Raw genomic sequence first — 23,553 nt, forward strand, 5'->3', positions numbered from 1 at the left:
GGCGTCTACACTGTTTTAGAGGCCTCTTTGGATGAGTAACTTACTTCCCCAGTTTATCCAACAGTTAGCCAATGGGCTAACTTTGGGTTCGATATATGCACTAATAGCAATTGGTTATACTATGGTGTACGGAATTATCGGCATGATTAATTTCGCACACGGCGAGATCTATATGATTGGCGCATATATAGGACTTGTTACCATAACGGCGATCGGGGTCACGGCGGGTTACCCTTTGCCTTTGGTGCTCGGAGGTGCACTTTTGGTGTCTGTCGCTGTAACGGGTTTGTATGGTTTTGCAGTCGAGCGAATTGCCTATCGGCCGCTACGTGGAGGGCCAAGACTTGTTCCATTGATCTCGGCTATTGGTATGTCAATTTTTCTGCAAAATTACATCCAGATTGGCCATGGATCTCGGGATATATCCGTGCCAGCGTTGGTGTCGGGTGCTGTAGAGTTTCAACTGGCTGGGAGTTTTTTTGATATAACTATCCCATATTCAAGAGTCATGATATTTGGTGCTACTTTTGTGCTGATGGTTGCTTTGACTCTTTTTATTGCCTATTCCCGTATGGGGCGAGCATGTCGCGCTTGTTCTGAAGATATGCGTATGGCCAATCTTCTAGGGATTGATACTAATCGAGTCATTTCGTTTACCTTCATATTGGGCGCAATGTTGGCTGCGGTAGGAGGGGTTTTGATTGCATTGGCGATAGGCAAGCTAAGTCCGTTTATTGGTTTTATTGCAGGTATAAAAGCGTTCACAGCTGCAGTATTAGGGGGTATTGGTAGCATTCCAGGTGCGATGCTTGGCGGAATACTTTTGGGCTTGGTGGAAACATTTGCAGCAGCTTACTTGCCCGCGGAGTACAAAGATGTTGTTGCCTTCGCTTTGTTGATTTTGATTCTCCTCTTCCGGCCTACGGGTCTGCTGGGAAAAACTAACGTCGAGAAGGTGTAAACTCATTATGAATCAAGACTCTAATGCCAGCGCAGCTTCGTTACATACCACGACTACGAGTATATCAGTAGCAAAAGGTAAGTCCTTACGAGCGGATGCTCTAGGGAAAAACCTCAAATCTGCATTTGTCGCTTCTGTCATAACAATTATTTTGACAACGCCTGTTTTGGGTCTACAGCTCAAAATGGTTAGCTATAAGGTTGTTTTAGAACAGCATTGGATGCCTGTGTGGTTGGCGGCAACCGCTGTGTTTGTTTTCCAATTACTCCGGCCCATATGGCTGGTAAATCGCTCAGCCATAAAACTTCCATCAGTTCCAGATCTGAATGCGCATCGTCAGAAAGCTATTATTCAAGCGTTATTGGTATTAGGTTTAATTTTTCCGTTCTTTGCCTCAAGGGGAGCGGTGGATGTTGGCACAATTGCGCTGATCTATATCATTCTCGGACTGGGTCTAAATATCGTTGTAGGTTATGCAGGACTTTTAGACTTAGGATATGTTGGATTTTATGCTGTCGGAGGCTACACATATGCTCTACTCAATCAGCATTTCGGTCTTTCATTCTGGCAGTGCTTGCCTGCAGCGGCCCTCGTGGCATCAATTTTCGGATTCGTATTGGGGTTTCCTGTATTACGGTTACGCGGCGACTATCTTGCGATTGTGACACTCGGGTTTGGTGAAATTATTCGTTTGTTATTGAACAATGCTACGAACGTTACCGGTGGCCCGGATGGTATCTCTGGAATCCCAAAACCGACATTCTTCGGTATTGAGTTCGCTAGAAAGGCCAGTGTGGAGGGAACTAAAACATTTCACCAAATTCTAGGGGTTGACTATTCTGGGAGTCATATGGTGGTGTTCCTTTACCTGGTAGCTCTTGCTTTAGTTACCTTTACCTTATTTGTTACCAGTCGCCTGATTCGTATGCCGGTTGGCCGTGCTTGGGAAGCCTTGCGAGAGGATGAAACCGCTTGTCGTTCGTTGGCTTTGAACCCAACAAAAATTAAGCTTTCCGCATTTACTTTAGGTGCAGCAATCGCCGGGCTTGGGGGCGCATTCTTTGCTGCTCGTCAGGGATTGGTAAACCCGGAGTCTTTCACCTTTATTGAGTCGGCGTTAATTCTTGCAGTAGTCGTACTCGGTGGCATGGGATCACAACTCGGTGTTGTACTGGCCGCTATATTGCTGACGGTTTTGCCCGAGGTGGCACGTGGCTTCGATGAGTACCGGATGTTAATCTTTGGTCTTGTCATGGTGCTTATGATGATATGGCGCCCACAAGGACTTTTACCTGCTAGCCGTCCACATGTGGAGTTGCCGAAATGACTAAAAATCTACTGGAAGTTTCAAACTTGCAGATGCGTTTTGGTGGGCTGCTAGCTGTTGATCAGATAAACTTTTCCGTTCGCAAGAATGAAGTGTTTTCAGTCATTGGCCCTAACGGTGCAGGGAAGACCACAGTATTTAACTGTATTAGCGGTTTTTATAAGCCAGCGGCCGGAAGTGTTGTGTTGGATGGCGTGCATATTGAGGGACTTCCGAGTCATGCTGTTGCGGAAAAAGGTCTGGTCAGAACCTTCCAAAATATTCGCCTTTTCAAGGATCTTACGGTGCTTGAAAACCTTCTTGTCGCTCAACATAGTCAGATAAAAACTGGTTTGTTGCAGGGGCTTTTTGCTACCCCAAGCTACCGTAAAGCGGAGCATGAAGCCCTAAAAAATGCAGCAGCGTGGCTTCATCGGCTTGGTTTGACATCCGTTGCCAACCGAGGGGCTGGCACACTCCCCTATGGTCACCAGCGGTTGGTTGAAATCGCACGCTGCATGATCACGAAACCCCGCCTCCTAATGTTGGACGAGCCAGCTGCAGGGCTGAATCCCCAGGAGAAGATCGAACTTGCGAAGCTTATAGATAGCTTGCGAACTGATTTCGGTATATCGGTATTGCTGATTGAGCACGATATGAGTCTCGTCATGGAGGTTTCAGATCGAATACTGGTTATGGAGTATGGCCGAGCAATTGCTACGGGTTTGCCCCTAGAGATTCAGAACGATCCGCGCGTTATCAAGGCCTATTTGGGGGAAGAGTGATGCTTAGGTTAGATAGCGTGCATACACATTATGGTGCTGTTGAGGCGCTCGCGGATGTTTCCATTGAAGTTAATAAAGGCGAGATAGTCACGTTGATCGGCTCAAATGGTGCCGGTAAATCAACATTGATGATGACGGTTTGCGGGTCTCCTGGCGCTTCTAGCGGCAATGTAATTTTTGAAGGGCAAGATATTACCAATACTCCAACGCACGAGATAATGAGAAACGGGATGGCCGTTTCTCCTGAAGGTCGCCGGGTCTTTCCTACACTCACAGTGTACGAGAACTTAAAGATGGGTGGGTTCTTCTCTAGTCGTAAAGACGCGCAGAAGGGTGTAGAGCACGTTTATACACTTTTTCCCCGCTTGCAAGAGCGATCTACACAACGTGCAGGGACGATGTCTGGAGGTGAGCAGCAAATGTTAGCAATTGGTCGTGCTTTAATGAGTCGTCCTAGATTGCTATTACTGGATGAGCCTACGCTTGGTTTAGCTCCCTTAGTGATCAAACAAATATTTGAAATTGTCAAAGCTATTCGAGATTCAGGTGTCACGGTATTCCTAGTAGAGCAAAACGCCAACAAGGCATTGCAAATCGCCGACAGGGGATATGTTCTTGAAAATGGTCGAGTTGTATTAGCAGATACAGGGCGAAACTTGTTGAAAAACGAGAGCATAAAAAGCTCGTACCTAGGCGGGTAGCGACAATAACCGCTGATAGGGGCAGACAACCTTACTAGCAGTGGCTAGATCTCTTGATGTGAGGTGATATAAGCATGAATGATTCCCAGCACGGTATTCTTGAAAGTTTAGAGTTTTCCGCCAACCAAAATGACGCGCAGGAGTCTGAAGAGTGGCGCGAAGCACTACTTTCATTGATTGAAAATAGCGGCCCTGAAAGAGCTCGCGAAATCATTGATGAACTGGTCAGCCTAGTGCGTGATCCCAGCATCGGCTGGAAACCCACGTTGGGTACGCCCTACATCAACACCATTCCAGTGACAAAGCAGCCTGCATTCCCAGGCGATTTGGCAATCGAGGAACGCCTGTCATCGATTATTCGGTGGAATGCTCTAGCCATGGTCGTACGTGCTAACCAAGCATATGGTGAACTGGGTGGTCATATTGCCAGTTACGCGAGCGCGGCTGACTTGTTCGAGGTTGGTTTTAACCATTTCTTCAGAGCGAGGAACGACGCTTCTGGTGGCGACTTAGTCTTCTATCAACCTCATTCAGCTCCAGGCGTTTACGCTCGAGCCTTTCTTGAGGGGCGATTGGGAGAAGAGAACCTTCTGCATTACCGGCAGGAAATCACTGCTTCTAGCCAAGGAGTGCAAGGCTTATCCAGCTATCCACACCCTTGGTTAATGCCGGACTTCTGGCAATTTCCAACAGGGTCGATGGGTATCGGCCCAATTAGTTCGATTTTTCAAGCCCGATTCATACGGTATCTCCACAACCGAGATCTGTTAGACACCTCAGGCCGTAAAGTGTGGGGAGTTTTCGGTGATGGTGAGATGGATGAACCGGAAAGCATGTCTGCTCTTACTTTAGCTGCAAGGGAGGGTTTGGATAACCTGATCTGGGTGGTTAATTGCAATCTTCAGCGGTTAGATGGGCCGGTGCGTGGCAACGGGCGAATCATTGACGAGCTGGAGGCATTGTTTGTTGGGGCTGGCTGGAATGTCATAAAACTGGTTTGGGGATCTGATTGGGACGGGCTTTTCGCCCGCGATACGGACGGAAGCCTGGTGCGAGCCCTTTCGGAAACCGTTGACGGGCAGTTCCAAACTTTTGCGGCGAAAGATGGACGTTACAACAGAGATCATTTCTTTGGTCAAAACGAAGCATTGGCAAAGCTTGCCCAAGGTCTCACAGACGAGCAAATCGACCGGCTGAAACGAGGCGGCCACGATATGGTGAAGATCTATGCCGCCTACCATGCTGCTTCAGTTCATAAGGGTCAACCTACGGTGATTCTTGCCCAGACCAAAAAAGGTTATGGGATGGGCGAAGCCGGCCAAGGGAAGATGACCACTCATCAGCAGAAGAAGTTAGATCGCGAAGCACTTATTGGTTTTAGAAACCGATTTAATCTTCCTCTTACTGATGAGCAGGTCGAGACTCTATCGTTCTACAAACCTGCCGATGATAGCCGCGAAATACGCTATCTCCTTGAGCGTCGGCAAAGCCTCGGGGGCTACACACCTAGCCGGCAAACGGATGTCCCTGTAGTCGCGGTACCCGGACTGGATGTGTATGGAAGCTTTGCCACCAAAGCGGAAGGCAAAGAAATGTCCACAACCATGGCATTCGTCAGGATGCTTAGCGGCTTGCTAAAAGATCCTGTCCTGGGGCGACGAGTAGTTCCCATTGTGGCAGACGAAGCTCGGACATTCGGGATGGCAAATCTCTTCAAGCAAATCGGTATCTATTCCAGCGTCGGTCAGCATTATGAGCCTGAGGACATTGGCTCCATCCTGAGCTATCGGGAGGCGCTGGATGGGCAAATACTCGAAGAGGGCATCAGCGAGGCCAGTGCCATTAGCTCTTGGGTAGCAGCGGCAACCAGTTATGCCACTCATGGGTTGCCCATGTTGCCGTTCTACATCTATTACTCAATGTTCGGTTTTCAGCGAGTAGGTGATCTCATTTGGGCAGCTGCTGACCAAAGGGCTAGAGGCTTCCTGCTAGGAGCCACGGCAGGCCGCACAACCCTGGGAGGAGAAGGTCTGCAGCATCAAGATGGCAATAGCCATTTGATGGCTGCTCTGGTGCCAAACTGCCGAGCTTACGACCCAGCATTCGCGGGGGAGTTTGCCGTAATTCTCGACCATGGCATGCGTCAGATGCTGGAGAAACAGGTTGATGAGTTTTATTACGTCACCCTTATGAATGAAAACTATGCTCAGCCTAACCTTCCGAATGATGTTGAGAAAGACATCATTAAAGGTATGTACCTCTTCTCAGAACACAAGTGTGGAGCAGAATCTAACCAAGTTCGGCTGCTCGGATCTGGAACTATCCTGCGCGAAGTGATGGCTGCAGCCGAACTACTAAACGCTGATTGGCAGGTTAGTTCAGAAGTTTGGAGTGTGACTAGCTTTACAGAGCTCGCAAGGAATGCCAGGGGCGTAGAGCGTTGGAATAGGCATCACCCAGAAAATGAACAGAAAACCAGCCACGTTAGTACGTGCCTGCCGAAGGGGAGCCCAATCATTGCCGCGACCGATTACGTACGAGCGCTGCCACAACTGATTGGCACCTATGTTGAGGATCACTACGTCGTGCTGGGCACCGATGGTTTTGGACGCAGTGATACTCGAACGGCTTTACGCAAATTTTTTGAAGTCGACCGTCATCAAATAGTCTTGAGCGCGCTGTCGGCCCTTGTTCGCGAAGGAAAGCTTAGTGCCGACGTCTGCTCTCGTGCGATTGAGAAGTACGACATCATATTTGACGAAAAAGCCCCTTGGGAATGTTGATTCGAGTTTGTGGTGGTGGGCGGCGAAATTGACGCCCCATTGCTTGCCATTACTCTGTTAGAAAAATTCTGGATGAACCTCATGAGTACGATGCGTGATATTTTAGTTCCTGATATTGGTGAGTTTAAAGAAATCAGTATTATCGAAGTGCTTGTTGCGCCTGGTGATTTGGTTGAGGTAGGGCAAACTATCATTGTTGTTGAAACCGATAAGGCAACAATGGATATTCCCGTTCCACACGACGGTAAGATAAAAGATATTAAAATCGTCGTTGGGGACAAAATCAGTGAAGGATCTTTGATTGCAACCCTGGAACAAATCGAGGCGTCTGCATGTCAGCCGCCCTCAACGTTAGGTGAAACACCTGAGGCTAATACAAAACCGCCCCAGCTTGCTGTTTCTACCGCAATATCTACTCCGGTTCACGCTCCTGTACAGATAATAGCTCCCTTACCGGAGCTTGCTAGCACGAAAATTATTGAGAAAGTGGTCTCAGGCGCAGTGTTGCCGTTTGCTTCACCATCAGTTCGTAAGTTAGCCCGGGAACTTGGGGTGCCACTGAATGAAATCAATGGTACTGGGCCGAAAGCACGTATTACTAAGGATGATCTACATGCTTTCGTTGGGCAAGTGATGGTCGGTGTACGAAAAACCGACGCGCAAAAGATGAGTCAGGCAGCTCAACCGTTCATGGCGGGAGTATTACCTTGGCCAGATATTGACTTTACAAAATTTGGTGAAGTGAAACGAGTAGATCTCTCTCGACTCAAAAAAATTAGCGGTGCGAATCTTTACCGTAATTGGTTAAGCATTCCACATGTGACAAATCATGATGATGCAGATGTAACGGATTTGGAGGATTTTCGTCGTAACATTAACGAGGGTAATGTGAAACACGGCGTTAAAGTAACGATGATTGCTTTAGTGATGAAGGTCTGCGTGGCTGCACTCAAAAAGTTCCCAGAGTTTAACTCAAGCCTGGATCGGGATCAGCTTATATTAAAAAATTATTTTCATATCGGTTTCGCTGCTGATACACCCAATGGGCTAGTAGTTCCGGTAATTCGAGATGTTGATAAAAAAGGCGTAGTAACTTTAGCTCGCGAGATGTCTGAGTTGTCAGCTAAAGCTCGCGCAGGAAAACTTGAACCATCCGATATGAGCGGTGGGTGTTTTACTGTTTCTTCCCTAGGTGGGATTGGTGGCACGTATTTTACCCCGATAATCAATGCTCCAGAGGTCGCGATTTTGGGCATTGGTCGAAGCAATAATCGTGTTTTTTTAGAGAATGGACAAGTAGTCCAAAGGTTGATTTTGCCACTTAGTTTGAGTTGGGACCACCGAGTTATTGATGGCGCCGCTGCTGGCCGGTTTAACGCCTTTCTTGTCGAGCATCTAGCTGATATGCGTCGATTGATAATGTGAGCAAGATCTCTTTATAGTTAAATTTTGAAGAGTGATTGAGCTTAGGAGTTAGATAAAATTTTTAATTTCGATGAGTCTTTGGGGGGGAAGTTCGAAGGTGATTGTCGATGTGGGAGGGAGAGTTATCCTAATTTTTCCCTTCTTGTATCTGATAGATTTTGTGGTGGTTTGACTGTTTTAAACGAAGTTTTGGTTAGGTGCAGTTTTCAAGGCAGATGAATACCATCAAAAGGCTTAGAGTTTTGTGAGGTCGCAGATGAAAATAACTGAAAAAAAGCATCGTATTGTGATGCTGAAGAGTAAGTTGGATTTACTTCGTTTTGAGCAAGTCAGAGCTGCTTTGGTTAAAGTGCTCTTCAATCCATCGTTGATGTTACTCATACTGATTTGTATTGTACGATTGCGCGAATAATTAAAGCTGCTATAAATTCTACAGCGTCTATTAGTTCTTAATTTCGGTTTGATAGTTGAGCGGGGCGTTTTTTATCTTAGGCTAGATTTGTAAGGGGTAATATGGAGCGGAGGCCGGTTACTGCTGCTTTGGAATGAGCCCCTATCGCCGCTGACAGCGCTAGCTGCTCAGTTTCCGATATGGCGGTTCTCACCTCAAGAGTCCCTTGTGGGGGCGCTTCAAGGTAGCAGGATCCCAATCCAAGCAGCAGGCTAACCGGTGGATAGATTCTACGATTTTTCAGTAAATACCTTGTGCTAAAATCCCTAGTTCGATTAAGAGAATACAGAATGAACATTCTGTATTTATGGGGTTTTTGAAATGAATATTCCGAAAGTAAAGATAGATGCCACTGATCGCCGCATTTTGGCTGCGCTCCAGAGAGATGCAAGGCTTTCGAGTGCGGAGCTTGCTGAGTTGGTGTCACTGAGCGCATCTCCATGCTGGCGACGGGTCAAAAGACTTGAGGAAATAGGTCTTGTACGTGGCTACCATGCAAGCATTAATACCGAAATGCTTGGGTACGCTATTACTGCCTTTGTACAGGTCTCCTTAGATCAAAAGGATACTGCCCATATGAAGGCGTTCGAGGAGTCGATAACTTCTTTTGAACAGGTTATAGCCTGTCACTGTGTTTCAGGTGTTTATGATTACCAGTTGACTGTATTGGCAACTGATTTGGCTGAATTCAGTGAGTTTGCAAGAAAGAATATAAATGGTTTTTCAAGTGTTAAAGATGTCTGTACCTCCTTTGTCGTAAAGGAAATTAAAGCGCCAGTGAATTTGATGGTCGGGTAGTATGGAGGATGCATCTAACCTATGTACTTTCACGCTGAAGCACCAATTGCCGTCTGACGACAACAATATGGATGTGATCATGAATCGCTTGGCGGAAGAAGGCTGTGATGATGCGTTGGTCGGCGTCGGACAGCCAGGCCGCCTGGCGTTGGAGTTTGTGCGTGAAGCCCCCTCTGCACATGACGCAATTGAGGGCGTCATAGAAGACGTGCGCCGAGCCGTACCCAACGCACGCTTGATCGAGCAGCTCTCGCGCCATGACTGACTGCAGGCGCCATACATCGCGTGGCTGCCGAGCGTCCCGTCTCCCATAACCTAGTGGCTTTTGCGGAGCGAAGAGAGGAGAGATGGTGTTCTGTGTTAACGCTGACGCCGAATTAACCTCCGAGCTGAAGCAAGACTGACCCACCTCTAAATCTGCACAAATCCCGCATAGGCAATGGTTCGAGAGGAACAGACTGGGTCAGTGACATCTCGGCAACTGGAGCAATTCGGCATCGGTGCCAACATGCCAGCGCTTTGAAAAGCGTCGGAGTGAGGTCTGAATTCAGCTTGGCAAGCTACACCTGCGATCCTAATTGCACAGGAGGTATCACTCGGTTGCTCACGCACTTGGGCAGAGGAGAGCATCTCATCGGTCTACCTTCACTCCGCGGTGTGTGGGAACAACAAAGGGTGACTTTTCTAGAAGGGAACTGTTGGACCTCAGGCTGGGGGCATCCTTTTCAAACCATCCAAAGCATGCCCTCAGATGTGCCCCCAATGTAGCAATCCACTGGAAGTGAATGGAGCTCCATGGTCTGTGAAAAGGCAGAAATGATCAGCCGAACAGCCTTCCAGACGATCCCTAAAGACTCTCAGGATCGCCAAAAAACATCTGAATCCGCGACCGCAACCAACGCTCCCCCGGATCGTTATCCTGGGACCCGCGCCAGGCCATGTGCAGCTCGAAGGTGCGGGTTGGTAGCGGTGGGTTTTCGGCGCGCAGGCCGCCGGCGGCGGTCAGGGCTTCGGCGGTGTAGTCCGGTACGGTGGCGAGGATGTCGGTGCCGGCCAGCAGGGTGCCCAGGCCGTTGAACTGCGGTACGGCGAGCACCACGTGGCGTTTGCGACCTTGTTTCTCCAGCTCTTCATCGACGAAGCCACTGAGGTCGCCGGCAAACGACACCAGCGCATGGGGGCGGGCGCAGAAGTCGTCCAGGCTCAGTGCACCGGGCACGGTGTCGGCGCGCAGCAGCTTGGGCTGGCTGCGGCGCAGCACTTTGCGCTTGGCATTGGCCGGCAGGTCGGTGGTGTAGCTGACGCCAATGGAAATTTCTCCTGAGGCCAGCAGGTTGGGCATCAACAGGTAGTTGACCCGGCGCACCACCAGGACAATGCCCGGTGCCTCGGCGCGCAGGCGCTTGAGCAGCATGGGCAACAGGGCAAATTCGACGTCATCCGACAGGCCGATGCGAAATACCGTGGTGCTGGTAGCAGGGTCGAACTCGGCTGCGCGGCTCACGGCCGTGGAGATCGAGTCCAGGGCTGGGGAGAGCAGGGCGAAGATTTCCACCGCGCGGGCGGTCGGTTCCATGCTGCGTCCGGTGCGCACGAACAGAGGGTCGTCGAACAGCCCCCGCAGGCGCGAAAGGGCCGCGCTGATGGCCGGTTGGCCGAGGAACAGCTTCTCGGCGGCACGGGTTACGCTGCGTTCGTGCATCAGGGTTTCAAACACGATCAACAGGTTCAGGTCGACACGACGCAGGTCATTACGATTCATCTGGAGTCCTGGCAGAGTCAGCAAGCTTGACGAGAGCGGCCATATGAGAACAATGACCGGCATGAATCTTACGGGGAAAGGCTGTTACTCTGCACCGAGTAATTCATTTTTCCCACAATGCTGGTTCGGTTTTCTAGATTGATTGACGGATTTCCGGAGCTGCGGAATCAATGACAGGCATGTCGACTATTAATAGCCACTGATGGTCTTGGCCACAAAGCCCGGATAAAGTTCATGGCATTAGAGGTTACTTTGACGAGGTTTGCGATGTCCCGCACGATCCGTTTTCACAAGTTTGGTCCAGCCGAGGTGCTCAAATGCGAAGAGCATGCGGCTGCTCTGCCGGCACCCGGTGAAGTACAGGTGCGTGTCGAGGCGATAGGCGTCAGCTGGTATGACATCCTCTGGCGGCAGAACCTGGCATCGTCCCATGCACGGCTGCCGTCCGGGCTGGGGCATGAGATGGCGGGCGTGGTCACGGCCCTCGGTGAAGGCGTGGATGACCTGGTAGTTGGCGACAAGGTGGCCAGCTTCCCGGCGGAAAGCCCCAATGACTACCCGGTGTACGGCGAGCAGATCGTGCTGCCGCGTTCGGCGCTGACCCGTTATCCCGATGTCCTGAGCCCGATCGAGGCGGCGGTGCATTACACGCCCTTGCTGATCGCCTATTTTGCCTACGCCGATCTGGCACGGGTCAAACCCGGGCAGTTTGCCTTGGTGACTGACGCCAGCCACTGTGCCGGCCCGTCCTTTGTGCAACTTGGCAAGGCCTTGGGTGTGCGGGTAATTGCCGCGACCAAGACTGCCGAAGAGCGTGAGTACCTGCTGTCGCTGGGTGCCGAGAAGGTGATTGTCACCGAAGAGCAGGACCTGCTCATGCAGATCAACAAGCTCACCGACAATCGTGGCGTGGATGTGGTGTTCGACGGCCTGGGCGGTCCACAGATGTCGCTGCTGGGCGACGTCCTGGCGCCACGGGGCAGCTTGGTGCTGTATGGCCTGCAAGGCGGCAACCAGACGCCATTTCCGGCCTGCGCAGCGTTTCAGAAGAACATTCAGTTTTTCGTGCACTGCATCGGTAACTTCACCGGCAAGCCAGAGCTGGGGATTGTCCAGGACCAGGCCGCGCTGCAACGGGCACTGCGCGAAATCAACCAATTGACCGCCGACCGCGTGTTGCTGCCGCTCAAGACCCGGGTCTTCCCGTTCGCCGAGTTCGTCGAGGCGCATCGCTATATGGACGAGTGTCCGTGTCGCGAGCGAGTGGCGATTCTGGTCGAGCCCTCCTGAGATCAGCTCAACAAACAGCCCGCGAAAGCGGGCTGTTGCGTTATGGCCCCAGGTAAACGCCGTACCCACTCCCCTGATAAACAGCCTGTTCAGCAACTGAACTGGTTTTTGTCTGTGATCTGTATCTTCTAATCAATATCCAAGCACTGATAATTGAATGATCACTTTCATCTCAAGGAATGAGTCATGGCTGAGCCTTTTGTTTTAGTCAGCGCTATTAACAGTGTCGGGTGGCGGGCGCATTGCTCGCCCACGCCGGGCGTTGGTGTTTGGCAAGTAGCGCAGCTAACTACTAGTTGCGTATTTTTTGCCGGGTTATGGCTTCTTGGTTTTACGTACTCATTGTCTGTGGGAAGTTGTCGGAATTGTCCTAGGCCTTTCCGTGTTTGCCTGAAAGCCCCTGATTCAGGCGCACGCAGACGAACTTTCCGGCGTGCTGAATCTGTTAGGGCAACAGTGTCAAATAGTTGCCGAAGGCATAACGCCACCATCGATCGCCGATAATTACACCTCGCACTAATCAATCGAGATTGATCACTGCCACAGCGGTTGAGCGATGTTCTTTTGATACCGACTTATTGAATTTCAGGTAAATAACGATGAGCACCATGCATGATTCAGCGATGAACAATGTCTATCACCAAGTACTGACTCGTCTGCTGAGTTTCTTCTCCCGGGCAGAGCGCACCGCACTGCAACTTTTGATCCAGCGTTTACTGGTAGCGGCTGGCGGCCCGGAAAGAATCGAGCATTTCAAAGTCCTGCTGGCCCACTCCGGTAGCCAGCACAGCTGCTACTCGCTGGCGTTGCTGCGTGCCGCGCAGTTGAGCATCGCCGCCCGGTCGCCAGCGACCTTCCATCTGCGGGTGGCAACCCTGCGCATGGGCTCGACGACGCCAGTGATCATGGACAGTATTCACCGCAGCTATGCAGCGCTGTTTGTCTACGATGACCCGCGCGTCGAGGTGCTGATGGTCGATAACCGTGAGGTATTGCCCTTTAGTCATTTACCAGCGCTGTCCGACGCCGGCCGAGAATGGAATCGCACCAGCCTGTTGTTGCTCGGCCATTCGCGAGAGCCGGGGAGTCCTTATGAAGCCTGTGATGACGGCTACCTGGCCACCGGCGAATTTTATGGGCAGATGAGCCGCTGGCAGGGTGGCGTGGATGCGCTGGTGGGCGGAGCAACGGCACGTCAGCAGCGGCAGTTCCTGGCCGGGTTGGCGCGAGCAGCCCAGCGCGCCAGCTTGCCGACGCTGGCAGAGCCGGCTCTGAGCATGGATGGCCTGCTGAGCAGCCTCGAACAACTGGACAACGATTGCTACCGCGAGCTGTATGCCGAGCAACAAACCGTGGCCTGGCGACCCCAGGCGGGTTTTGACGCGCGGCGCGGGACCACCTTTATCGATATCCAGGACCTGGTGACGGGCAACGCGCAAGAGCGCTGGCTGCTGCTCAACGAATTCCTCGGCCTGCAGGCGGAGGAAGCGGATGTGGCCCTGCGGGAAAACGACTACGCCAGCGCGCTGCTGTCGGCCCATTGTCGTGGATTGCAGGCCAGCTACCTGGAGGGCCAGCCGTATGAGCGCGGATTTGCCCAGTACGTGCAGCGCGGGTTGTTGCTCATGCGTAAAAAAGGCCTACCAGAGCCCGTTTGCCAGCAGGCCTCGGCGCTTTACGACAATCCCCCGGCATTGGCCGAGCGGCGCATCGAGGCCAACGCCGAACTCCAGCAGAACCTGGGTCTGTGCGAAGCGCAACTGGTGTGCCTGTTGTTCGCGCCCTTTGTCGGCCAGGGCGCGGGTCTGGAGAGATTTCTGCGACGTTGCCATCCCGGCATGCTGGTGGCTATTGGCGAGCTGCACAAGGCATTGCAGGGCGAGGCCGCGCCGGAGCAGGTGATGCACTGGATGGTGGATGTCAGCGGCTTGCCGATCAACCTGATGCGCACGCTATATCGCCGGCGTCCCGTGCTGGAGGCCGGCGTTGCGGACTCCAGTGGCGGGGCCTTGGTGCACGCGCTCAATGCTCTGTCAGCGCGACCTTGAGGAGCCTGGTTTGACTGATTCGAACTACATGGGCCGCGACACCTGCGCCCAGGCGTGTCTGCCCCAGGCTCGGCCCCTGACCCTTGCTGCGATTGGCCTGCGTCCATGAAAGAGCAGAGAGAGAGCGACTTTGCCTATCAGGCGGTGTACCGCTACCTGACCTGCCTGATCAATGAAATGGAGGCCGAGACGCCAATCAAGCTGCCGTCACTGCGGCAACTGGCCGAGCGCCTGAGCGTGTCGATTTCGACTATCCAGTACGCCTACTCGCTTTTGGAGAAGGAAGGGCGGGTGTACTCGGTGGCCAAGTCCGGGTACTACGCCTTGCCGGTGTCGCTGAACGCGGCGTTCTGCGGCGGCAATGACCTGCTGGAAACCCTCTACGTAAGCGCCAGGCGTCCGGGCATGTTGGTGATGAGCACCGACGAGCCGGCCCTGCTGCAGTCGCTGGACAGTCCGTTACTGCTGCTGGAGCGCGAACTGGTGCGCCAATATCCGCGCCAGCAGCAACCGCATTCCCAACCCTGTGGCGAACTGGAACTGCGTACCGCGTTGGCAGCGCGCTACACCACATCACCGATCCGTTGCTGGCACGCTGACGATGTCTACATTGGTGCCGATTTGCGCGGCGTGCTGGAGATCCTGATTGCGGTGCTGGCGCTCAAGGGCGCCACCGTGCTGGTGGAGTCGCCCTGTGACTGGGTGATCCTGCGTTTGTTGCAGGCGGCCGGGGTCCAGGTTATCGAGTTGCCGATCGGCGAGGATGGCTCGCTCGACCCGCAATGGCTGGCACACCTGCTGGCGACCGAAACAGTGCGCCTGGTGCTGCTGTCCTCCGGCGTGAGCATGCCCAGGGGCAGCCTGATGCCGGCCGCCAACCGGCAGGACATCGCGCACCTGTTGCAGGAGCATGGTTGCTGGGTCCTGGAGAATGATGTCTACGGCGAGCTCGGGCACGAGCCAAACGAGTTGCGCTTTCGCGACCTGCTCGATCCCGAGCGCTTGATCGTGTTTTCGACCTTCGAAAAGCTCATGGGGCCCGAGGCGCCTTACGGCTACCTGCTGTCGCGCCCGCTCAGCGCTGAACTGCAGCGGACCTTTTTGCTGCGCTCCTTTCGCTTGTCACCGATCCGCCAGAAAGCCATTGCCCGGCTGTACAGCAGTGGACGCATCGACCAGCACCTGCTGGTATTGCGTCGCCTGCTCAGTGAACGCAAAAGCCGCATGGTGCAGCTGCTGCAGGAGCGCCTGGGTGATGCGCTGGACTTCGTCGAGCCGGCGGGTGGCGCGACCCTCTGGGCCCGCTCGCTGCGTCCGGTCGATATGCGCCGAGTGTTCCAGCGCATGCTCAAGCAGAGTGTGGTGATTGCCCCGGGGGAGCTGTTCAGCTTGCATGGCCTGTATTCGCAGCATGTGCGACTGAGCCATGCGTTTAATGGCCAGCACGATCTGGACACGACCATGGCGATGCTCGGCGATGCCCTGAGGCTGGAGTTGATGGAGTAGTCGAGGGGCAAATAATCCTGACCTGGCGCGGATAGATATCGTCGCTCTATAGTCAAACTGCCAGTAAACTCCCTGCCTATTCCTGAACCACTCTTTTTCAGAGGTTTTGCATGACACTCAGTCCTTTTGCGGGCAAGCCGGCACCAGCAGAGCTCTTGGTCGATATCCCGCGACTGGTAACAGCCTATTACACCGGTCGGCCCGATGCCTCGGTGGCGACCCAGCGCGTTGCGTTCGGCACCTCCGGGCACCGTGGCAGCTCGTTCGAGCTGAGTTTCAACGAATGGCACGTCCTGGCGATCAGCCAGGCGATCTGCCTGTATCGCCAGGCCCAAGGCATCGACGGCCCATTGTTCGTCGGTATCGACACCCACGCGCTGTCGACGCCGGCCGGTGCCAGCGCCCTGGAAGTGCTGGCAGCCAACGGCGTGACCGTGATGATCGCCGCCAATGACGAATACACCCCGACCCCGGCCATTTCCCACGCGATCCTGTGCTACAACCGCGGCCGCACTTCGGGCCTGGCCGACGGTATCGTCATTACGCCGTCGCACAACCCGCCGCAAAGCGGTGGCTACAAGTACAACCCTACCAACGGTGGTCCGGCCGATACCCACATCACCAAGTGGATCGAAGCCAAGGCCAACGAGCTGCTGGCCAACCAGTTGGCCGGGGTCAAGCGCATCAGCTACGAGCAGGCGCTCAAGGCCAGCACCACCCATCGCCATGACTTCCTCAATACCTATGTCGCCGACCTGATCAATGTGATCGACTTCGACGCAATCCGTGGGGCCAATCTGCGCCTGGGCGTCGACCCACTGGGCGGCGCCGGAGTGCGCTACTGGTCGGCTATCGCCGAGCACTACCGCTTGAACCTCGAAGTGGTGAACACCGAGGTCGACCCGACGTTCCGCTTCATGTCGGTGGACTGGGATGGGCAGATTCGCATGGACCCGTCCTCCAGCCACGCCATGCAGGGCCTGATCGGCCTAAAGGAGCGCTTCGACGTCGCGTTTGCCTGCGACCCGGATCATGACCGCCACGGTATCGTCACCCCCTCCGGTGGTTTGCTGGCGCCGAACAACTACCTGGCGGTCGCCATCGACTACCTGTTCCAGAACCGTCCGTTGTGGCGTGCCGATGCGGGCGTGGGCAAGACCGTGGTCAGCAGCGGCCTGATCGATCGCGTGGCCAAGCGCCTGGGTCGACGCCTGTACGAAGTACCGGTGGGCTTCAAATGGTTCGCTGACGGGCTGTTCGATGGCTCCCTGGGTTTTGGTGGCGAAGAGAGTGCGGGCGCTTCGTTCCTGCGCAAGGATGGCGGCGTCTGGAGCACCGACAAGGATGGTCTGATCCCGGCGTTGCTGGCCGCGGAAATGACCGCCCGCACTGGCCGCGACCCGAGCCAGGCCTACCGTGCCCTGACCGATGAGCTGGGCGAGCCCTTCGCCGTGCGCGTCGACGCCAAGGCCAGCCCCGAACAGAAAGCCCTGCTGGGCAAACTGGCGCCGGAGCAGGTCAAGTCGACCCAACTGGCGGGCGAAGCGATCCAGAGCATCCTCAGCAAGGCGCCGGGCAACGACCAGGCCATCGGTGGCTTGAAAGTCATGACCGAAAACGGCTGGTTCGCCGCCCGTCCTTCAGGCACCGAAGACATCTACAAGATCTATGCCGAGAGCTTCATTGGCGACGATCACCTCAAGCAACTGGTGCAAGAAGCCCAGACCCTGGTGGATGGCGCGATCAGCGTCTGAACCCGGCTCCCACCCCTGTGGGAGCGAGCCTGCTCGCGATGGCGGTGTGTCAGGTACCGTCGATGTTGACTGTGCCGGCCCCATCGCGGGCAAGCCCGCTCCCACAGTGGTTCTGGGTGTTCGCAGATTCTGGGTACACCCACTCAACCTGTGGGAGCTGGCTTGCCAGCGATAGCGGTGGGTCAGGTACCGTCGATGTTGACTGTGCTGGCCCCATCGCGGGCAAGCCCGCTCCCACAGTGGTTCTGGGTGTTCGCAGATTCTGGGTACACCCACTCAACCTGTGGGAGCTGGCTTGCCAGCGATAGCGGTGGGTCAGGTACCGTCGATGTTGGCTGTGCCGGCCCCATCGCGGGCAAGCCCGCTCCCACAGTGGTTCTGGGTGTTCGCAGATTCTGGGTACACCCACTCAACCTGTGGGAGCTGGCTTGCCAGCGATAGCGGTGGGTCAGGCACCATCGATGTTGAATGGACTGGCCCCATCGCGGGCAAGCCCGCTCCCACAGTGGTTCTGGGTGTTCGCAGATTCTGGGTACACCCACTCAACCTGTGGGAGCTGGCTTGCCAGCGATGGCGGTGGGCCAGGTACCGTCGATGTTGGCTGTGCCGGCCCCATCGCGGGCAAGCCCGCTCCCACAGGGGGTCTGGAGGTGCTCGCAGATTTTGCATGCGCCACAGCCAACTTGTGGGCGCTAGCTCATGGGAAATTCGTACACCAGGAAAAGCCAGGCCGGCCGGTAGGCCGTCTCGCCCACCCTTACCACTCAACAGGCCGAGTGTTAGCTCGCCTGCAGCTCTTGATCTTGATCCACACGCCCCAACCGCGAACCCGCAAAGGGCCTCAGCGGCGCAGGTACGAGCCGAAATCGATGTCCCCGGCACTGAGGATCGCCTGCACCCGGTTGTGCACGTTGAGCTTGCGCAGGATGGCCGAGACGTGGGCCTTGACCGTGGTCTCGGCGATTTCCAGGGTGTAGGCAATCTGCTTGTTCGACTCGCCCTTGGTCATCCGTTCGAGTACCAGCAACTGTTTGCGAGTCAAAGCCTGGAGCAGTTCCGGCGGGAAACTCGGGGTGTCGTTCATGCGCCGCTGGCTGCTGCTTTTTTGCGTGCGGATGATATCGGGCGGCAGGTACACGTTGCCGTTGAGAATCTGCTCGATGGCTTCGGTCATCTGCGCCCTGGGCGAGGACTTGGTGATGAAACCCACCGCGCCATAGGTAATGGCTTGCAGGACGATCTGCTTGTCCTGTTCGGCGGAGACGATTACCACCGGGATGGTCGGCGCTTCGTTGCGCAAGTTGATCAGACCATTGAGGCCGTGCATGCCCGGCATGTTCAGATCCAGCAGGATCAGGTCCAGGTCGTCATGGCTCTGGGTCAGGGCCAGGGCACTGTCCAGGTCGGCGGTTTCCATCACCTCGCTGCCGGGAAAACCATCGCTGATGACGTTATGAATGGCTTCGCGGAACAGTGGGTGATCGTCGGCAATCAGAATTTTGTACATAGCCTTTCACCTCGTTATTTTGATTATGGTGTGGCAACAACACGCAAGGGTGCAACGTCAGGGAAAGGGCTCCGGTTGGGCCAGGGTCACGGGCAGGTTTGCTGCCTGCCAGGCATCCAGGCCGTCGCGGTACCAGTACACCGACTGATACCCCAGGGCTGCGGCGCGTTTTACCGCGTTCCAGCTCAGCCAGCAATCGGAGCGGCAGTAAAACACCAGCGCACGCCGGGTATCGCCCGCGGTCAATGTTTGCAGGTTACGCGCAAAGTAGGCCTGCCAGGCAGGGCTCAGATCGCCGTCACCGGTGTTGGCCAGCCAGTGGCTGCCGGGCAGGTTCTCGTGGGGCTGGTCTTCAATGAAACGCTCATGCAGCCATTGCCGACGGTAGACGTCGATCAGCAGCGGAGGCGGTGTCTGGCCGAGCAGGGTTTGCAGGCTGGCGGTATCGACAATACTCGCGCCCGGCGCCTGGTCGGGCGTCGGGCTGCGGTACAGGCCGATGCGGTAGCCCTGGGCGGAAAACAGCGGGCTGTCGGCGTGGGCCACGCCCAGCAGCAGGCACAGCGACAGGGCAGTGAGAGGAGGGCGCAACAGGCGATGGCAGGCACGCAGCATAGCGGTTCAGTCCTTATCGTTATGAACCTATTACATGCCAGACGTTGTGCCTTGGGAATGCGACGATAGACAGGAAAACCAGTACCAAAGTAGTAGTTTTGCGCCTTTGCTGGCAAATACCGCCTAACCCGCCTTGCGCAACGCTGCATGCTGCGGGTTGAACGTCAGCACCGCCAGCAGGCCGAACAGCAGCGTCAGCACGGCGCACACCGCCAATGCCAGGGGGTTGAACCGCTCATACAGGGCAAACCGCACCAGTTCCACCGCATGGCTGAACGGATTGACCGCACACAGCCAGTACAGCCATTCGCTGGAGTCGCGCATTTTCCACAGCGGATACAGCGCCGACGACAGGAAAAACAGCGGGAAGATCACGAAATTCATCACCCCGGCGAAGTTCTCCAACTGGCGGATCCCATTGGACAGCAGCAACCCCAGGGCGCTGAGCATCAAGGCCACCAGCAACAGCGCCGGCAGGGCGAGCAGCAGGCCCGCCACCGGTGGGCGCACCCCATACAGCCAGGCAATCGCCAGGAAGGCATACACCTGCAACAGCGAAACCAGTGCGGTCGCCAGCAACTTGCTGCACAGCAGGAAGGTCCGGGGCAGGGGGCTGGTGAGCAGTACGCGCATGCTGCCCATTTCCCGGTCGTAGACCATCGACAGCGAACCCTGCATGCCGTTGAACAGCAGGATCATGCAGGCAAGACCGGGGATGATGTAGACCTCGTAGGGGATGTAGGTGTCGTAGGGCTCGATGATTGCGATGCCCAGCGCCGCCCGAAAGCCGGCGGCAAACACCAGCAGCCACAACAGCGGGCGTACCAGGGCGCTGAGAAAGCGCGTGCGCTGCAGCACGAACCGCAGCCATTCGCGCAGCACGATCCCGCGCAAGCAGTGCCAGTAGGCGTTCATCGGGTGGCTCCCATGGTGGTCAGGCGGTTGAAGGCCGTGCCGAGGTCGCCGCCATGTTCCAGGCTCAAGTCCGCGGCCTGCCCGCTGGCCACCAGGCGACCCTGATGGAGAATCAGCAGGTCGTCGCTGGGCGACACCTCGTCCAGCAGGTGGGTGGTCCACAGCACGCTCAACTGTTGCTCGCGGCACAGGCTACGCAGGTGCTGGTTGAGGGCCAGGCGGCTGGCCGGGTCGAGGCCGACGCTGGCTTCGTCGAGCAGCAACAGGCGCGGTTCGTGTAGCAGGGCGCGGGCGATCTCCACCCGGCGACGGTGGCCACCGTTGAGTTCGCGCACCCGTTCACTGCGGCGCTCGGTCAGGCCCTGGCGCGCCAGTTCGGCGTCCACCCGCTGGCTGCTCTGGCGCCGGGACAGGCCATGCAGGGCAGCGTGGTAACGCAGGTTCTGTTCGACGCTGAGGTCCAAGTCCAGGGTGCTTTGCTGAAATACCACGCCCAATTGCTTGAGCGCCGGACGCGGGCGGTCGCGCAATGAATGGCCGCCGACCCGGATCTCGCCGCGCTGCAGGTCATAGAGTCGGGTGAGCAGGGCAACCAAGGTCGACTTGCCTGCGCCGTTGGGCCCCAGCAACGCGGCAAAACGCCCTGGTGCCAGACTGAAGCCGACCTGGTTCAGCGCCTGGCGGGCACCGTAGGCGAAGCTCAGGTCGCTGACGTCCAGGGCGTTCATGGCGTGACCACCACGCCCCAGGGGTAACGCCCGACCTTCACCGACTTGATGACCTTGAGGCTGTCGACATCGATCACCGAGACATCGCCGCTGACGCCGTTGGTGGCCAGCAATTGTTTTTGATCCGGGGTGAACGCCATCTGCCAGACGCGGCGTCCCACCAGCAGGTAGTCGAGGATTGCAAAGGTCCTGGCGTCGATCACCGCCACATGGTTGGCCGGGCCGAGGGCGACAAACCCGTACTTGCCGTCGGCGCTGAGCTTGACCCCCACCGGCTGGACCTTGTCCGGGTGCACGCCCTTGATCTGGAAGTTCAGGGTCTTGAGCACCTTGCGGCTGGCCACCTCGAGAATGGTCACGGTGCCGCCGATTTCCGCCGAGGCCCAGAGCTGCTGGCCATCCGGGGAGAACTCGACAAATCGTGGGCGCTGGTCCACCAGGGTGCTGTCGGCCAGGGTCTGGGTACTGGTGTCGATCCAGTGCAGCATGTTGGTGGTTTCACTGGTGTTCACCGCCCACTTGCCATCGGGGCTGACGGCCATGCCTTCGGGTTCGACGCCGACGCTGATCTGCCCGAGTACCTTGGCGGTCTCGGTGTCGATCACCGTCACCAGCGCATCGTCTTCGTTGGAGACGTACAGCCAGCGGTTGTTGGGGTGCAGGGCGAACTGCTCGGGGTCCTTGCCGGAAGGCAGCTCCTTGATGATCTTGCGGGTCGCCACGTCCATCACCTGGACCCGGTCCGAATCACTGGCGCAGATGTACAGCAGCTTATTGTCGTGGGACAGCAACAGGCCACGAGGGCGCTGGCCGACGGGCAGGGTGTCGGTGACTTGCAGGGTCTGCAGGTCGATCAGGCTCAGGCTGTTGTCCTTCTCGTTGGAGACCCAGGCGGTGCTGGCCGCGGCGTGCCCGGCGGCGAGCAACAGGGCGCATGAGAGCAGGGTGCGGCGCATGGCGGATACCTTCTGGTTGTTGTGGGGTGGGCAATTTCAGGGAAAGCGGCAACTGACCTCGGGCTTGTCGTAACCCAGGCTGTCCATTTCGTTGAAGGGGTGCAGGAAACCTTCCTGGGGTGAAGTGCTGACCAGCGCCCGGGGCTGCACGATGGGGATGGGTTGGCGTAACTGGCCATTCCAGGGGCGATAGCTGAGCTTGCGGCCCTTGAAGCCGTCCAGTGGCAGTTGGTCGCTGAGTTGCAGCTCGCGGATCGCCATGGGGTCGGCGTTGCGCAGTTTGCTCACCGCACTGGCGATGCTGCGCACGGCCATCCAGGCGGCGAAATCGCGGTCGTTCATCCAGCGCCCGGCCAGGGCCTCGAAGCGTTTTTGCAGCTGCGCGGCGCCGTAGGTTTCCACGGTCTTGTGCCAGCCCACGGGAGTCAGGCCCTGGGTGCCGGCGACCGGGCGCGGGTACCAGGTCTGGTAGGGCACGTACTCGCCGAAATCGCCGCGTTCATCGGCCACCAGCACCACGTCATACTCGGCGGTCTGGGTGAACAACGGCATGTCGGTCTGGGCGCTGCGGCGTTGGTCGTTGTCGAAACTCCAGGCCTTTTCTGCCACCAGTTGCAGGCCAAAGCGCTTGGCGGCGCGCCGCAGGGCGGCGGCATAAGCCTGGTCGTCTGCGGTCGGGCCGACGATCAGCAAGGCCCGCTGCCATTTGCGTTGCACCAGCAATTGCCCCAGGGCATCGGCGAGCATCGCCCGGCTCGGCAGACTGTGCAGCACATTGGGCAGGCAGTCGGTGCTGCGCAAACTGTCATCCGGACTCCCGGCATTGAACAGCAGGCTGTCGGGCAATGCCGCGCTCAGCTGGCGCAGGCTGGACGCCGGGGCGTTGACCACAAACAGCCGCAGCCCTTGCTCATGCTGGGCCTTGGCGGCGTCCAGCAGGGCTTGCGGGGTGACGACGCTGGCGCTGAGCAAGTGGTAGCTCTGGTTGAGAAAGCGCCCGGTGCTGTTGCTGTCGGTGATCGCCAGTTCGGCGCCGCGCAGGCCGGCGTCAGTCGGTTCGCCAATCACGTTGGACAACAGCGGACCCGGGTCGGGGCGATAGCCCAGGTAGCCGATCTGCACCGGTAACGGTGGGTCCGCCGCCTGGCTTTGGCTCGCCACGCCGGCGGCGCAGGCAATCGCCAGCAGGTAGATCAGGGCGTAGGGGGCAAGCTGGCGCATAGGGCACTCCGTTCCAGGTAGCGCCAGCATAGGAAGCCCAC

At 56.2% G+C, this 23,553-nt stretch carries 19 protein-coding genes; 12 read left to right on the forward strand and 7 right to left on the reverse strand.

What is annotated here, in order from left to right:
* The first annotated feature begins 31 nt into the window (after nt 1-31).
* The 8 genes from livH (at nt 32) to PspS04_RS13015 (ending at nt 9,475) form a co-directional block, all read left to right on the forward strand.
* Entirely contained in the window at nt 32-961 is a 930-nt protein-coding gene (gene livH, locus PspS04_RS12980; protein ID WP_159995709.1) for a high-affinity branched-chain amino acid ABC transporter permease LivH, read from the forward strand.
* 7 nt (nt 962-968) lie between these two features.
* Nucleotides 969-2,288, forward strand: a complete 1,320-nt coding sequence (locus PspS04_RS12985) for a high-affinity branched-chain amino acid ABC transporter permease LivM (RefSeq protein ID WP_159995711.1) — start codon at nt 969-971, stop codon at nt 2,286-2,288.
* A complete protein-coding gene (livG, locus tag PspS04_RS12990) occupies nt 2,285-3,052 on the forward strand; it encodes a high-affinity branched-chain amino acid ABC transporter ATP-binding protein LivG (RefSeq protein WP_159995713.1) in 768 nt (255 codons plus the stop codon). Before PspS04_RS12985 ends, livG begins: the two co-directional genes overlap by 4 nt.
* Nucleotides 3,052-3,753, forward strand: coding sequence for an ABC transporter ATP-binding protein (locus PspS04_RS12995; RefSeq protein WP_159995715.1), 702 nt, complete (start codon nt 3,052-3,054; stop codon nt 3,751-3,753). The genes livG and PspS04_RS12995 overlap by 1 nt, the downstream gene beginning before the upstream one ends.
* Nucleotides 3,754-3,827: 74 nt before the next feature.
* Nucleotides 3,828-6,536, forward strand: coding sequence for an alpha-ketoglutarate dehydrogenase (mdeB, locus tag PspS04_RS13000; protein WP_159995717.1), 2,709 nt, complete (start codon nt 3,828-3,830; stop codon nt 6,534-6,536).
* Between the two features lie 81 nt (nt 6,537-6,617).
* On the forward strand, nt 6,618-7,961 hold the full coding sequence (locus PspS04_RS13005) for a dihydrolipoyllysine-residue acetyltransferase (protein WP_159995719.1): 1,344 nt from the start codon (nt 6,618-6,620) through the stop codon (nt 7,959-7,961).
* A gap of 772 nt (nt 7,962-8,733) precedes the next feature.
* Entirely contained in the window at nt 8,734-9,210 is a 477-nt protein-coding gene (locus PspS04_RS13010; RefSeq protein ID WP_159995721.1) for an Lrp/AsnC family transcriptional regulator, read from the forward strand.
* A gap of 79 nt (nt 9,211-9,289) precedes the next feature.
* Nucleotides 9,290-9,475 carry a hypothetical protein gene (locus PspS04_RS13015; RefSeq protein ID WP_237234994.1) on the forward strand — a complete coding sequence of 62 codons (186 nt, stop codon included), beginning with the start codon at nt 9,290-9,292 and terminating at the stop codon, nt 9,473-9,475.
* 582 nt (nt 9,476-10,057) lie between these two features.
* Here PspS04_RS13015 and PspS04_RS13020 read toward each other — a convergent pair.
* Nucleotides 10,058-10,972 carry a LysR family transcriptional regulator gene (locus PspS04_RS13020; RefSeq protein ID WP_095168879.1) on the reverse strand — a complete coding sequence of 305 codons (915 nt, stop codon included), beginning with the start codon at nt 10,970-10,972 and terminating at the stop codon, nt 10,058-10,060.
* Between the two features lie 267 nt (nt 10,973-11,239).
* On the opposite strand from PspS04_RS13020, the gene PspS04_RS13025 reads away from it, so the two are divergent.
* From PspS04_RS13025 to pgm, 4 genes are all read left to right on the forward strand, one after another.
* Nucleotides 11,240-12,262: a zinc-dependent alcohol dehydrogenase family protein gene (locus PspS04_RS13025; protein WP_159995725.1), complete on the forward strand. Its 1,023-nt coding sequence runs from the start codon at nt 11,240-11,242 to the stop codon at nt 12,260-12,262.
* Nucleotides 12,263-12,861: 599 nt separating this feature from the next.
* Nucleotides 12,862-14,310: a hypothetical protein gene (locus tag PspS04_RS13030; protein WP_159995727.1), complete on the forward strand. Its 1,449-nt coding sequence runs from the start codon at nt 12,862-12,864 to the stop codon at nt 14,308-14,310.
* A gap of 105 nt (nt 14,311-14,415) precedes the next feature.
* The gene (locus PspS04_RS13035; RefSeq protein ID WP_159995729.1) at nt 14,416-15,816 is read left to right on the forward strand and encodes an aminotransferase-like domain-containing protein; all 1,401 of its coding nucleotides are present in this window, start codon (nt 14,416-14,418) and stop codon (nt 15,814-15,816) included.
* 110 nt (nt 15,817-15,926) lie between these two features.
* Entirely contained in the window at nt 15,927-17,570 is a 1,644-nt protein-coding gene (gene pgm, locus PspS04_RS13040; RefSeq protein WP_095168875.1) for a phosphoglucomutase (alpha-D-glucose-1,6-bisphosphate-dependent), read from the forward strand.
* 841 nt (nt 17,571-18,411) lie between these two features.
* Here pgm and PspS04_RS13045 read toward each other — a convergent pair.
* The 6 genes from PspS04_RS13045 to PspS04_RS13070 form a co-directional block, all read right to left on the reverse strand.
* Complete coding sequence (locus tag PspS04_RS13045; protein WP_095168874.1) at nt 18,412-19,077, reverse strand: response regulator transcription factor; 666 nt, start codon at nt 19,075-19,077, stop codon at nt 18,412-18,414.
* Nucleotides 19,078-19,134: 57 nt separating this feature from the next.
* Nucleotides 19,135-19,692 carry a PQQ-dependent catabolism-associated CXXCW motif protein gene (locus tag PspS04_RS13050; RefSeq protein ID WP_159995731.1) on the reverse strand — a complete coding sequence of 186 codons (558 nt, stop codon included), beginning with the start codon at nt 19,690-19,692 and terminating at the stop codon, nt 19,135-19,137.
* Nucleotides 19,693-19,815: 123 nt separating this feature from the next.
* Nucleotides 19,816-20,607: an ABC transporter permease gene (locus tag PspS04_RS13055; protein ID WP_159995733.1), complete on the reverse strand. Its 792-nt coding sequence runs from the start codon at nt 20,605-20,607 to the stop codon at nt 19,816-19,818.
* The gene (locus tag PspS04_RS13060; protein WP_159995735.1) at nt 20,604-21,335 is read right to left on the reverse strand and encodes an ABC transporter ATP-binding protein; all 732 of its coding nucleotides are present in this window, start codon (nt 21,333-21,335) and stop codon (nt 20,604-20,606) included. Before PspS04_RS13060 ends, PspS04_RS13055 begins: the two co-directional genes overlap by 4 nt.
* Nucleotides 21,332-22,291 (reverse strand): YVTN family beta-propeller repeat protein, encoded by a 960-nt coding sequence (locus PspS04_RS13065; RefSeq protein WP_159995737.1) that lies wholly within the window; start codon nt 22,289-22,291, stop codon nt 21,332-21,334. Before PspS04_RS13065 ends, PspS04_RS13060 begins: the two co-directional genes overlap by 4 nt.
* A gap of 36 nt (nt 22,292-22,327) precedes the next feature.
* On the reverse strand, nt 22,328-23,512 hold the full coding sequence (locus tag PspS04_RS13070) for an ABC transporter substrate-binding protein (protein WP_159995739.1): 1,185 nt from the start codon (nt 23,510-23,512) through the stop codon (nt 22,328-22,330).
* Nucleotides 23,513-23,553 lie beyond the last annotated feature (41 nt).

The organism is Pseudomonas sp. S04 (genome assembly GCF_009834545.1).
Taxonomy (GTDB): Bacteria; Pseudomonadota; Gammaproteobacteria; order Pseudomonadales; family Pseudomonadaceae; genus Aquipseudomonas.